This window comes from bacterium (assembly GCA_035691305.1).
Classification (GTDB): Bacteria; Sysuimicrobiota; Sysuimicrobiia; order Sysuimicrobiales; family Segetimicrobiaceae; genus DASSJF01.
In genome coordinates, this window is sequence record DASSJF010000065.1 from 43,208 (window position 1) to 54,927 (window position 11,720).

Sequence of the window (11,720 nt, forward strand, 5' to 3'; positions counted from 1 at the left end):
GCCGTGATCGGCGGGATGCACCGTCTCCTGAGCGCGCCCGACAAGACGCGCCTGCGGCGTCTCACCGAGGCGATCGAGCGGGAGACCGGCGTCGAGATCGCGGTGCTCGTGGTCCGCCGCGCGGACGACGCACCGGCGCTCGCGCGCGGCTACTTCAACCACGTCGGCATCGGCAAGCACGGGCGCGACAACGGGGTCCTCGTGCTCGTGGCAGTGGATAACCGGGCCATTCACATCGAGCTCGGGCGCGGGCTCTCGGGCGTCGTCGATCCCGCGGACGCGCAGCGCATCATCGACCACGTCATCGCGCCGCAGTTCCGGCGCGGCCGGTTTGGCGACGGGCTCATCCGGGGTGTCGAAGCGATCGGCCACCTGGCGCGGCGCGCCGCCACGTGATCACCGGCCGTCCCGATCCGGCCCGCACGCCGGGCGCGTGGGCGGTGGCCGCGCTGCTCGCGCTGGCCGTGGTGCTCGGCTGCGCCGGCTGGTGGATCACGACGTACAACCGGCTCGTGCAGGCGCGAGCCGCGGTCGACTCGCAGTGGGCGCAGGTCGAAGCCCAGTATCAGCGCCGCGTCGATCTGGTTCCGGCGCTCGTGGCGGCGGCCGCCGGCTCGCTCGCGCAGGAGCGGCAGGTCTTTACCGCGATCGCCGCGGCCCGCGCGGCGTACCTCGCCGCGCCGCCGGGATCGCCGGACCGGGTCCGCGCCGCCACGGCGCTCGAAGCTCCGGTCGGGCGGCTCATCGGCGTCGTCGAAGCGTCTCCCGACCTGCGCAGCCGGGCGGCCGTGGCCGCGCTGATGGACGAACTGGCCGGGACGGAGAACCGCATCGCCGTCGAACGGCGGCGCTACAACGACCGGGTGCTCGCCTACAACACGCCGGTGCAGCAAGTTCCGTCGGCCTGGGTCGCGTCGGCGGGCGCATTCCGGTCGCGGCCGTACTTCGAAGCCGAAGGGCCCGCCGCCGCGCCGCCGACTGTCCGGCTGCCGCCCTAGAGGGTCCGGTCGCGCCCGCGGGCAAGAGTGCCGGTGTGAGCGCCTTCGCCGCGGTTGTCCGCACGGTGGCCGTCGCGTTGTGGATCGGCGGGATGGCGGCGCTCGATTTCATCGACGCGCCGCTCCGGTTCGCGACGCCGGCGTTGACCCGCAACCAGGCCGTCGCGCTTGGCCAAGCGGTGTTTGCGCGGTTCAACCGGATCGAAATCGTATGCGGCGTCGCGGCACTCGCCGCCGCGGCCGCCGCACGGTCGGCCCGCTGGACGATCGCCGTGACCGCGGTCATGCTGATCCTCGCGGCCGCGCAGACCTTCTACCTTACGCCGGAGATCACGCGCCTCGCCGCCCGACTCGACTTCGTCAACCGCACACCCGGGGATCCTCGGTACGCCGCGATCCGTTCGCTGCACGGCGTCTACGCGATCGTCGAACTCGCGATCTTCGGCGGCGGCCTCGCGGTGCTCGCCGGCTGGTCGCTCGCCGCGCGGCGCTAGCCGTTCTGCACCGGCGGGCGGCCCAGGGATCGCTCCGCGCGGCCGTCGAAGCACGCAGCCGGAGGCGGAGGGGCATCGGAAATGCGAACGGCGTGGTTGGTGCGGTGCGGACGCCTGGCGTATGGCGACGCGTGGGCGTTGCAGAAGTCGCTGCTGGCGGCGCGCCAGGCCGGCGCGATCCCGGACGCCGTCGTGCTCCTGGAGCATCCGCCGGTGATCACGCTCGGCCGTGCCGCGCGCCCCACCAACGTGCTCGCCGGGCCGGCGCTGCTCTCGGCGCGAGGCATCGAGATGTTCCAGATCGAGCGTGGCGGAGACGTCACCTACCACGGTCCGGGCCAGTTGGTTGGGTATCCGATCGTCGACCTCCGCGCGTTCAATGAGGACATCGGCCGTTACGTGCGCGCGCTCGAGGCCGCGCTGATCTCGGCCCTTCGGACCTGGGAGATCGCCGCGGAGCGCCTGCCGGGCTTTCCCGGCGTCTGGGCGGGCGGGGCGAAAGTCGCGGCGATCGGCGTGGCGGTGAAGCGCAAGGTGACGATGCACGGCTTCGCCCTGAACGTCGATCCGGACCTCGGGGCCTTTGACCTGATCAACCCGTGCGGGCTCGGGCGGCCCGTGACCTCGATCGCGCGCCTGCTCGGCCGGCCGGTATCGCTCGACGAGGCGGCGCTGCCCGTCGCGGGCGCGCTCGCGGACGCGCTCGACGTGCGGTGGGACGAACGGAAACTCGAGGATGTTCGCGCCGCCCTTGCCCCGGCGCCGGACGGCGGCGCCGCGGCCGCGATATTCGCGCCGGCGGACGAGCGGCCCGCCGCCACGTAATTCAAGCCGGCGTCTCCGTGACCCCGGCGATGAACGTCCGAAAGGAGTGCCGATGGGACAGGATCTCGTAACGCTAGGACCGCTCCGCGCCGCGCCCGGTGCGAAGGTGACCGGGTTTCTCCCCGTGCCGGGGACGCCGATCGAGATGCCCGTCACGATCGTGAACGGCGCGGCCGCGGGGCCGCGGCTCGCGATCACCGCGGGCGTCCACGGCGGCGAGTATCCCGGCATCGAGGCGGCGATCCGCACCGCGGCCGACCTCCGGGCGGGGGACGTTCGCGGCACCGTCGTGATCGTGCACATCGTCGACGTGCCGTCGTTCGCCGCGCGCAGCATCTACATCTGTCCGCTCGACGGCAAGAATCCGAACCGCGTCTTCCCCGGCAAGGCGGACGGCACCGCGAGCGAGCGACTCGCGCACACGTTGTTCACCGAAGTGATCGCGCCGAGCGACGCGTACGTCGATCTGCACGGCGGGGACATCAACGAGGCGCTCGTGCCGTTCACGATCATCGTCGAGACCGGCAACGTCGAGGTCGACGCGCGCGCCCGGGATCTCGCGCGTGTCTACGGCATCCGGTACGTCGTGCGGGGACGCGTCGGCGGCGGAACGTACGCGGCCGCGGCGCAGCGCAACATCCCCGCGATCCTGACGGAAGCCGGCGGGCAGGGCCTCTTGGACGAACCGTCGCTCGCGGCGCACGTGAGGGGCCTGCGCAACGTCCTGCGCCACCTGCGTCTTGTCGAAGGCGCGCCCGAGCCCGCCGGGCCGGTGACGGTGCTCACCGAGATGCACTGGGTCCGGTCCCAGCACACCGGGCTGTCGTACTTGAGCGTGAAGCCCGGCGACCGCGTGGAGCAGGGGGTTCGGATTGGCGAGGTTCGCGACTACTTCGGCCGCCGTCTCACCGAGCTGCACGCCCCGGCGTCGGGGATCGTTCTCTTTACCGTGACGACCCCGGCGACGAACCCGAACGATCCGCTGTTCGCGGTGGCCGTACCCGAGTAACGCCCCCGCGGGGGCGGGACCAGCCGGCGGAATGCGCCGGCGTTGCCGGCCGGCGCGCGACGATGCGCCCGAGCGCCAGCACGCGCCGTCCGGTGCGGCCCAGTCCGTCCTTTACGTAGAGCATGTCCCACCCGCGCAACGCGCGGCGGAGTTCGCCGGGCCGCAGCCGGAACCGACGGCCGGGCGGGCTATTCCCCGGGTCGTTGTCGCGGGCCAGATGCGTCTCGAAAACGATCACGCCGCCGGGCCGCACCGCCGCCCGTAGGGCGGGGAACAGCCGCCGGTTTAGAAAGAAGGCGTTGACCACGACGTCGTAGTGCGCCCGCGGCGGACGCCACCGGTCGAGGTCGGCCGCGATCCAGCAGATGCCGCGGAGGCCTTCTCGGCGCGCACGCCGCGCGGCTTCCCGCAAGGCGGTGGGCGAGATGTCGACCGCGTCGACCCGATAGCCGGCGCGGGCGAGCAGTAGGGCGTTGCGGCCGAGTCCGGTGGCGACATCGAGCGCGGTTCGCGCCGGCCCCCGTCTGCCCGCGGGGATCGCCTTCGGCAGCCAGCGCCGGAGCAACTCCGACGGCGGCCCGTCGTGCGGGCGGTCGCCCCCGCGATAGCGGGCTTCCCAGTTCGTTCGATCGGCCTTCACAGTTCGATCATAGCGCGCGGACAAACGGTGGAGGCGCGGACCGAAGGCCCGCGCCTCCACCGAGCCCATGAGCTTTATCGGTGAAAAAGGTGCTACATCGGCTCTTCGTCTTCGTCGTTTTCGGTCTCGGCCTCGTGGTCTTCCGTGCCCCACATCGGCCGTGCCGGCGCGGGATTGATCGGCGACGGCGCGATCGGTGGAAGCCCCGGCGTCAGGGTGCCGAGCGTCGTTTGCTCTGCCGGCACCGACGGCGCCGCGGCTCGACGGGCCCGAGGGGCCGCCCGCTTCGTCCGTGCGCCGCCGCTCTTTCCGGCGCCGCCGCGCTTTGCGGCCGTGCGCCGGCGGGTCGTGCCGGCGCGCTTCACGCCCGCGCGGCGCTTCCGGGTCGAACGGGCCGAAGACCGGCCCTTCGCCGCGCGCGCGCGGCGAGGCCGTGCGCTGGCGCGGCCCTTGCGGGACGACGTCTTCGCCCGCTTCTTCCGCCGGGTCCTGCTCGCCATACCTGAACCTCCCTTGTCCGCCAGGACGCTAAGTCGACTGCACGGTGCTGTTGATGCGCGCGGTCCTTCGACGGTCCCTGAGCATTTCCTTTCGCCTCCGCGGGCTCGCGGCGGCACGTCTGACGCGGGGCCGACGTGGGCAGTATGGATGGACAGCACGCCGGGGGGGCGTGCGGGAGGAGTTTCACAGACCGCGACGAACAATCGCCCCGGCACATAGCGGGGCCGCATTCGCCCCTCGATACCGATTCGTCGCAGTTCGTCATCATAGCACCGGCCGAGGCCAGCGGATGCGGAGCCGTCTCCGGGTCCTGATAGGGTGTGTCGCGCTCGTCGCGACCATGGTCACGTGGACCGCGTCCGCGTGGCCCGCCGCTCCCGCTTCGCCCCAAACTCAGCTTCGGCACGTGCAGCAGCAGCTTGCCGACCGTCAGCGCCAGCTCGTCAAGACCCGGCACGAGGAACACCGCGTCCTGGGCGAGCTGGCCCAGACCGAGCAGCGCCTTCACGCCGCGGAGACGCAGCTGCACCAGACCACGGCGGCTCTTACCGGCACGCGACGGGCCGTCGCCGACGCGCGCGACGCGCTGCGCACCGTCTCCGAGCGACTGACTCTGCACGAGCAGCTCATGACGGAGCGCCTGCGGACGTTCTACAAGGACGGTCCGCTCGGGTACCTCGACGTGCTTCTCGGTGCGACCGACTTTCGCGACTTCGTCGTGCGCTCGTACCTGGTCGGGATGATCGTGTCGCAGGACCTCAGACTGTATCAGCAGGTGACCGAAGAGCGCGACCGGCGCGACGCCGTGAAGACGACGCTCACGCGGCGGGAGGCCGATCTCGCGACGCAGCAGCGACGGTGGATGGTGAGCCGCCAGGAGACCGTGGCGCTCGCCACCCAGCGCCGCAAGATGCTGGCGCAGATCCGTACGCAGCGCGAGATGCAGGAAGCAGCCGTCCGCGAGTTGGAGGCCGAGTCGTTCCGCATCGCGGATCTGATCCGCCGCCAGCAACGGGGCGGGAGCCACGGCGGCCCGCGGCTCAACCTCGTCACCGGCTCGTTCGACTGGCCGGCGCGCGGGCCGATCACCTCCGGATTTGGGTGGCGGATCGACCCGTTCATCCACCGCCGGGCACTGCACACCGGCATCGATATCGCGGCGCCGATGGGCACGCCCGTCGAAGCGGCGGAGAGCGGGACGGTGCTGTACGTCGGGTGGATGACCGGATACGGCAACATGGTTGTGCTCGACCACGGCAACGGTGTCTCGACCGTCTACGCGCACCTATCGGCCTATCTCGTCCGCGTCGGTGAGTCGGTGGCCAAAGGGCAGGTCATCGCCCGCGTCGGCAGGACGGGGTGGACCACCGGGCCGCACCTCCACTTCGAAGTGCGTCAGGACGGCCAACCGATCGACCCGCTCGCCCCGTAGACGGGCCGTCCCCGGAGGCCGCCGCGTCTGGTTAGCCGCGTCCCGCTTGCTTGAAGTCCCCGCAGGCCCGTGCTACACTCCTCGCTGACGCGGAAATACGGCCACGTCCGGCGGCGTTTAGACGGAATGACATGGGAGAGCGAGAGACGCAGGTCGTGACTCGGATGCTCGGCTGCATCTGTACCAGCGGGAGCCGTCCGGCGGCGGAGAGATACCGCCGGGGTTAAGCGCGAGCGTCCGAATTCCCGCTTGGGCATTACAAACACCTCGGCCGCGGCGCTTGCGCCGCGGTTTGTGTTTTTCTCGAATGACTGAGGGAGGTGGATTGCCGATGGCGCAGGTCTACTTGCCGACGCCGCTGCGCCGGCTGACGAACGGCCGGGCGCGGGTGGCCGCCGGCGGCGGGACGGTGGCGGAAGCGCTTGCGGGTCTGGAGCGCGAGTTCCCCGGGCTGCGCGAGCAGTTGCGGGACGCCGACGGCGAGGTGCGGGGCTTCATCAACGTGTTCGTAAACGGGACCGAAATCCGGCACCTCCAGGGTGCCGCGACGCCGTTGCGGGAGAGCGACGAGATCTCGATCGTTCCGGCGATGGCCGGCGGATAGGCGTGGAGATCTCGCTCCGCCGACGTCCGGCGGCGCCGCAGCCCGCCCGGCCCTCCCCGGCGCCGGCCATGCCTCGGCTCCGGGTGTGGCCGCTCGACCGGCTGCTCCTGCACGAAGAGGCAGATCCAACCCGGGTCGCGCGCCTCGCGGAGGCCCTGCAGCGCGACGGGGTGCTGCGGAACCCGCCCGTCGTCGCGCCGATCGGCCGCGGCCGGGCGGTCGTGCTGGACGGCGCGAACCGCGTCACCGCGCTGCGTGCGCTCCGGCTGCCGCACGCGGTGGTTCAGGAGATCGCCTACGAAGATCCCGGCGTCCGTTTGTCCGTCTGGCGGCACTACGTGCCGGAGGATGTTCCGGGAACGCTTCGCGCCGCCGCGGCGACGGCCGCTCCCGATTCCACGGCCCGCGCCGGCGACGCGGCCGAGGCGGAGTCGCGGATCACCGCCGGCGAGGCTCTCGCCGCGGTCGTCGACGCGGAGGGCGGGGTGGTCCTCCTGCGCACGGGCGGCGATAAGTTCGGTACCGAGTTGCTGCGCCGGCTCGCCGCGCTCTACCGGGACGCACCCGCGGTGCAGCGGGTTGAGCGCGGCGCCCTCGCCGAGATGGAGGCCGCGTACGGGCGCGGGGCGCTGGTGATGTTCCGGCGGTTCGCGAAGGCGGACATCCTCGCTTTGGCCCGAGACGGCGGCCGGCTTCCGGCCGGCATCACCCGCCACGTCATTCCCGGACGGGCGCTGCGCCTGAACACACCGCTCGCCTGGTTGTCCGGCCGCGTCGACACCGCGGCGGCGCAGGCCGCGCTCGATGCACAACTCCGGCAGCGGTGGCAGGCGCACGGCGTGCGCTATTACGCCGAGCCCGCGTTCCTGTTCGACGAATAGACGATGAGCGTCGCGCGCGGGATCGAAGCCGGGACGTCGCTCCTCGACCGGATCGGCAACACGCCGCTGCTGCGGCTCGAGCGCGTGACGCGCGGGCTCCCACCGGCGGTCGACGTGTTCGTGAAGGCGGAGTGGTTCAACCCGGGCGGCTCCATCAAAGACCGCCCTGTGTTGAGAATGCTCTCCGACGCCGAGCGGGACGGCCGTCTGCGCCCCGGAATCACGATCCTCGACTCCACTTCCGGGAACGCCGGCATCGCGTATGCGATGGTGGGCGCCGTGAAGGGCTATCCGGTGGAACTGGTCATGCCGGCGAGCGCGAGCGAGGAGCGCAAGCGCATCATCGCCGCCTACGGCGCCCGCATGGTGTTCTCCGACCCCCTGGAGGGCAGCGACGGCGCGATCTTGCGCGCGCGGGAGATCCACGCCCGCGCGCCGGAGCGGTACTTCAAGCCTGACCAGTACAACAACCCTTCCAACCCGCTCGCGCACTACGACACGACCGCGGTCGAGATCCTCGAGCAGACCGCGGGGCGTGTCACCCACTTTGTCGCGGGCCTCGGTACGACCGGGACGGTCGTCGGCGCCGGGCGCCGCCTGCACGAGGCGGATCCCAAGATCCGCGTCGTCGCCGTCGAGCCCGACGCGCCGCTGCACGGCCTGGAGGGGCTCAAGCATATCGCGTCGTCGATCGTACCCGGGATCTACGATCCGTCGGTGCACGACGAGAAGATCGCCGTAACGACAGAGGCGGGCTACGCGATGGCGCGCCGGCTCGCCCGAGAGGAAGGCATGCTGGTTGGCGAATCCGCGGGCGCCGCGGTGGAGGCGGCCCTGCACGTTGCGGCGGGCCTTCGCCGGGGCGTCGTCGTCGTGATCGCCCCCGACGGGGGAGAGCGCTACTTCAGCACCGCGCTGTGGCGGGATCTCGTTTCCTAAGTGAGGATTCATGTTACAATCGTGGGCGGAAGGGACACCGATACGTTGGCGCTCAAGTTGAGTCGGTGGCAGTTCGAGCAGATGCTCGCCCAGGCGCGTACCGAGGCGCCGAACGAGTGTTGCGGCGTCCTGTTGGGCCTGGACGATACCGTCGAGGAGATCATCCCGGGGCGGAACATTGATGAAGAACCGCGGCGGCGCTATCTCATGGACCCGCGGGACGAGTTGCGGGCGTTCCGTCTGATGGACGAGCGCGGCTGGGGTCTTGTGGGGATCTATCACTCGCACCCGGCGACCGAAGCCTACCCCAGCGAAACAGACAGGCGGCGCGCGCACGACGAAGAGAACCGGCCGCTGTTTCCCGGAACACGCTACATCATCGTCTCGCTGCGGGAGCCGCACCGTCCCGAGGTTCGGGCCTTCCGCTTCGACGGCGCGGGCGCTTCTGAGGTCGTATCCGAGGATGTGGTCGTGACGTGAAGGTCAGCACCCGGGCGGAATACGGGATTCGTGCGTTGATCGATCTGGCCCAGCACTACGGTGAAGGGCCGGTGCAGAGCCACGAGATCGCGCGGCGCCAGGGACTCCCCGAGCCCTACCTCAATCAGCTACTCACGACCCTGCGGCGGGCCGGCCTCGTCCAGAGCAAGCGGGGTCCGAGCGGCGGCCACGTGCTCGCCCGGACGCCGGAGGGCGTCACGATCGGCGAAGCGTTTGTGGCCCTCGAGGGCAGCGTGGCGCCGTGGCTGTGCGTCGAAGAGGAAGACGCCCACTGCATCTACGCGCCCGGCTGCGGGCTGCGGCCGGTCTGGCAGGCCGTGAAGGCCGCGACGGAGGACGTCCTGAACCGTACCACTCTGGCGGATGTCATCGGGCGGCCGCTTGCGCCGCTGACCAAGGCGTGACGGCCTCGTCCGGCGGCGGCTGCTGTCCGCGCCTCGAAACTCCTCCGCGCACGGCCGCGCCGTCCGCGGGCGGGGCGTCGGGCGTCCCGAGCACGCGGGAGCTCTACGAAACGCTCGTGACCGCGAATCTCGACGGCCTCTACAGCACCGCCCGCCGCCTCACTCGTAACACCGCCTCCGCCGAAGACCTCGTGCAGGAGACGATGCTCAAGGCGTGGCGGTCGTTTCACACCTTTCAACCGGGCACGAACGTCCGCGCGTGGCTCTACCGCATCCTCATGAATACGTACTTCGACGCGCAGCGCAAGCACTCGCGCGAGCCTGAGACCGTGCCCGCCGACGACGTCGGCGATGCCTACCTGTACGGACGGGCACGCGACGGCGCCGCGCTCGGCGAATCCGGCAATCCCGAGTATCTGGTGCTCGATCACGTCATGGACACCGAGATGCGGGCCGGCCTCGAGGCCCTGCCCGCGCCGTTCCTCGCCGCCGTGCTGCTGGTGGACGTCGACGGATTCGCCTACAAGGAGGCGGCCGAGGTGCTCGGCATCCCGGTCGGGACCGTGATGTCGCGGCTGTACCGCGGCAGGCACGCGCTGCGCCGGCGCCTTGTCGAGTACGTCCGGCGCCGGCGTCTCGTCCGTGGAGAGGGCGAGGTATGAACTGCCGCGAGTGCACCGATCTCATGTGGCAGTACGTCGACGGCGAGCTCGATCTGGACTCCAGCGGTGAGCTGCAGAAGCACCTCGCGCAATGTCGCGAGTGTCTCTCCCAGGCCGAACTCGAGCGCCGCCTCAAGGAGACGATGCGGCGAGCATGCGGGGGTGAGCACGCGCCCGCACGGCTCCGCGAGCGCCTCGCGAAGATCCTTCAGCTTTATTAGCCAGATTCCGCCCCGCCGTCGGGGCGCCCGCACCGCATGACGCGTCGCGCGGCAATCGACATCGGCACCAACTCTGTCCGGCTTCTCGTGGCGGACGTGCCGGATGCAGGGCAGCCGGGCCCGGCCGTGCGCCCGGTGGACCGGCGGCTGGCGATCACGCGCCTCGGCGAGGGTCTCCACGACGGTGGGATCATCACGACCGCGGCGGCGGCCCGCACCACAGCGGCTGTTGAGGAGTACGTCGCCCGCGCACGAGCGCTTCAGGCGGGCGGTGTGACTGTGGCCGCGACCTACGCCGTGCGCGCGGCCCGCAATCCCGAGCTCCTGCTCTCGCGGCTTTCGGTGCCGGTGCGCATTCTGAGCGGCGAGGAAGAGGCCGCGGCCGGCTTCCGCGGCGTCGTTTTGGGCCTTGCCGAGCTCGACGGGGGCGAGCCACTGGTCGTGCTCGACGTCGGCGGCGGGAGCGTCGAAGTCACGTGGGGCACGGCGCGGCGCGGCATCCAGGGCGACCGCAGCCTGCCCGTAGGGTCCGTCGTGATGACGCACCGCGCGATCGCCCACGATCCGCCGCTGCCGGCCGAGATCTCCGCGCTCGCGGACACGCTCGCGGCCGCTCTCGATCCGGTGGTCGTGCCGCTGCGCGGCGGCCGCCGCCTCATCGGGGTCGGCGGGACCGTCACCACGCTCGCGGCGATGGCGCAGCGCCTGACGCCCTACGATCCCGATCGGGTGCACGGCTACGCGCTGACGGGCGGGGTGGTCGACGAGCTGCTCGAGACGATGTGCCGGGCGCCGCTCGCCGAGCGCCGGCGTCTTCCAGGCCTTCAGCCCGAACGCGCGGACGTGATCATCGCCGGCACGCTCGCCGTGCGCCGCGTGATGGCGTCGCTGCGGGCCGGGTCGATCATCGCCAGCGAGGCCGACATGCTGTGGGCCCTGGTCGCCGCGCCGCCGGTACGGTAGCGCGCGCTTTTCCTTTGACACCGGCAGGTCGCGTGGTATAATTCCAAATGTGCCGCGGTGACGCGGCATCACGTTTCAGGTGGTAGCGGCGCGGGGTGGAGCAGTCCGGTAGCTCGTCGGGCTCATAACCCGAAGGTCGCAGGTTCAAATCCTGCCCCCGCTACCAACCGTAGAGAGAGGACCTGCTCGGCACATCGGGCGGGTCCTCTTCTTATTTGGCATTGCCGCAATGACCATGCCGAGGTGCATGGTTCTTTACCGAATTGGAAACGACATTACATACTTGGCCCTTGGTTTTGGTGGTAGTCCAGAGAAACAACAACAACTGAAGAAGAAGTATCTTGAATGGGTCCGGGTCGTGCTGCAGATGATTCAAAAAACACGTGCCGATATGCGAAAGGTCGCGCAGCAGCAGACGGAAGTCGGCCGGCAGATTTTTCACCTGCGGGACATGGAAGCCGAGCACTGCGCCAGTACGCCAACAGCGGCGCAACCCGGCTCACCAAAGCCTGTTGGCTCGAATCCCCCGTCGTCAGGTCGGGTGGTGCCCTACCCGTACGGATGCACAACGCACGACAGTATCTCGTTCACCGTGGGTTCCCGTTCCGCCAAGTCGGTGAACTGCGGGAATACGTATCTCTCGACC

Annotated in this window: 17 protein-coding genes and 1 tRNA gene; 16 read left to right on the forward strand and 2 right to left on the reverse strand. The window is 70.7% G+C overall.

What is annotated here, in order from left to right; translation table 11 throughout:
- Nucleotides 1-3: 3 nt before the first annotated feature.
- The 5 genes from VFL28_11970 to VFL28_11990 all read left to right on the forward strand — a co-directional run bounded on the left by VFL28_11970 (nt 4) and on the right by VFL28_11990 (nt 3,326).
- On the forward strand, nt 4-396 hold the full coding sequence (locus VFL28_11970) for a TPM domain-containing protein (protein ID HET7265380.1): 393 nt from the start codon (nt 4-6) through the stop codon (nt 394-396).
- Nucleotides 393-998: a LemA family protein gene (locus VFL28_11975; GenBank protein ID HET7265381.1), complete on the forward strand. Its 606-nt coding sequence runs from the start codon at nt 393-395 to the stop codon at nt 996-998. Before VFL28_11970 ends, VFL28_11975 begins: the two co-directional genes overlap by 4 nt.
- A 35-nt stretch (nt 999-1,033) precedes the next feature.
- A complete protein-coding gene (locus VFL28_11980) occupies nt 1,034-1,492 on the forward strand; it encodes a DUF4149 domain-containing protein (GenBank protein HET7265382.1) in 459 nt (152 codons plus the stop codon).
- Between the two features lie 81 nt (nt 1,493-1,573).
- Nucleotides 1,574-2,317 (forward strand): lipoyl(octanoyl) transferase LipB, encoded by a 744-nt coding sequence (gene lipB / locus VFL28_11985; GenBank protein HET7265383.1) that lies wholly within the window; start codon nt 1,574-1,576, stop codon nt 2,315-2,317.
- 52 nt (nt 2,318-2,369) lie between these two features.
- Complete coding sequence (locus VFL28_11990; protein ID HET7265384.1) at nt 2,370-3,326, forward strand: M14 family metallopeptidase; 957 nt, start codon at nt 2,370-2,372, stop codon at nt 3,324-3,326.
- Here the strand turns inward: VFL28_11990 and VFL28_11995 are convergent.
- A complete protein-coding gene (locus tag VFL28_11995; protein HET7265385.1) occupies nt 3,262-3,966 on the reverse strand; it encodes a methyltransferase domain-containing protein in 705 nt (234 codons plus the stop codon). The two genes, VFL28_11990 and VFL28_11995, sit on opposite strands and share 65 nt — an antisense overlap.
- Before the next feature lie 92 nt (nt 3,967-4,058).
- Entirely contained in the window at nt 4,059-4,211 is a 153-nt protein-coding gene (locus VFL28_12000; protein ID HET7265386.1) for a hypothetical protein, read from the reverse strand.
- A gap of 545 nt (nt 4,212-4,756) precedes the next feature.
- On the opposite strand from VFL28_12000, the gene VFL28_12005 reads away from it, so the two are divergent.
- From VFL28_12005 to VFL28_12055, 11 genes are all read left to right on the forward strand, one after another.
- Complete coding sequence (locus VFL28_12005; GenBank protein ID HET7265387.1) at nt 4,757-5,899, forward strand: peptidoglycan DD-metalloendopeptidase family protein; 1,143 nt, start codon at nt 4,757-4,759, stop codon at nt 5,897-5,899.
- A 331-nt stretch (nt 5,900-6,230) separates the two neighbouring features.
- Nucleotides 6,231-6,503 (forward strand): ubiquitin-like small modifier protein 1, encoded by a 273-nt coding sequence (locus tag VFL28_12010; protein ID HET7265388.1) that lies wholly within the window; start codon nt 6,231-6,233, stop codon nt 6,501-6,503.
- 68 nt (nt 6,504-6,571) lie between these two features.
- Nucleotides 6,572-7,384: a hypothetical protein gene (locus tag VFL28_12015; protein HET7265389.1), complete on the forward strand. Its 813-nt coding sequence runs from the start codon at nt 6,572-6,574 to the stop codon at nt 7,382-7,384.
- Between the two features lie 3 nt (nt 7,385-7,387).
- Nucleotides 7,388-8,323: a cysteine synthase gene (locus tag VFL28_12020; GenBank protein HET7265390.1), complete on the forward strand. Its 936-nt coding sequence runs from the start codon at nt 7,388-7,390 to the stop codon at nt 8,321-8,323.
- Between the two features lie 45 nt (nt 8,324-8,368).
- Complete coding sequence (locus tag VFL28_12025; protein ID HET7265391.1) at nt 8,369-8,803, forward strand: M67 family metallopeptidase; 435 nt, start codon at nt 8,369-8,371, stop codon at nt 8,801-8,803.
- Nucleotides 8,800-9,228, forward strand: a complete 429-nt coding sequence (locus VFL28_12030; protein HET7265392.1) for an Rrf2 family transcriptional regulator — start codon at nt 8,800-8,802, stop codon at nt 9,226-9,228. Before VFL28_12025 ends, VFL28_12030 begins: the two co-directional genes overlap by 4 nt.
- Entirely contained in the window at nt 9,225-9,890 is a 666-nt protein-coding gene (locus VFL28_12035) for a sigma-70 family RNA polymerase sigma factor (protein ID HET7265393.1), read from the forward strand. The genes VFL28_12030 and VFL28_12035 overlap by 4 nt, the downstream gene beginning before the upstream one ends.
- The gene (rsrA, locus tag VFL28_12040) at nt 9,887-10,111 is read left to right on the forward strand and encodes a mycothiol system anti-sigma-R factor (GenBank protein HET7265394.1); all 225 of its coding nucleotides are present in this window, start codon (nt 9,887-9,889) and stop codon (nt 10,109-10,111) included. The genes VFL28_12035 and rsrA overlap by 4 nt, the downstream gene beginning before the upstream one ends.
- Nucleotides 10,112-10,147: 36 nt before the next feature.
- Nucleotides 10,148-11,074 (forward strand): hypothetical protein, encoded by a 927-nt coding sequence (locus VFL28_12045; protein ID HET7265395.1) that lies wholly within the window; start codon nt 10,148-10,150, stop codon nt 11,072-11,074.
- An 89-nt stretch (nt 11,075-11,163) separates the two neighbouring features.
- Nucleotides 11,164-11,240, forward strand: a tRNA-Met gene (locus VFL28_12050).
- A gap of 81 nt (nt 11,241-11,321) precedes the next feature.
- On the forward strand, nt 11,322-11,720 hold a 399-nt coding region (locus VFL28_12055; protein HET7265396.1), incomplete at its 3' end, for a hypothetical protein.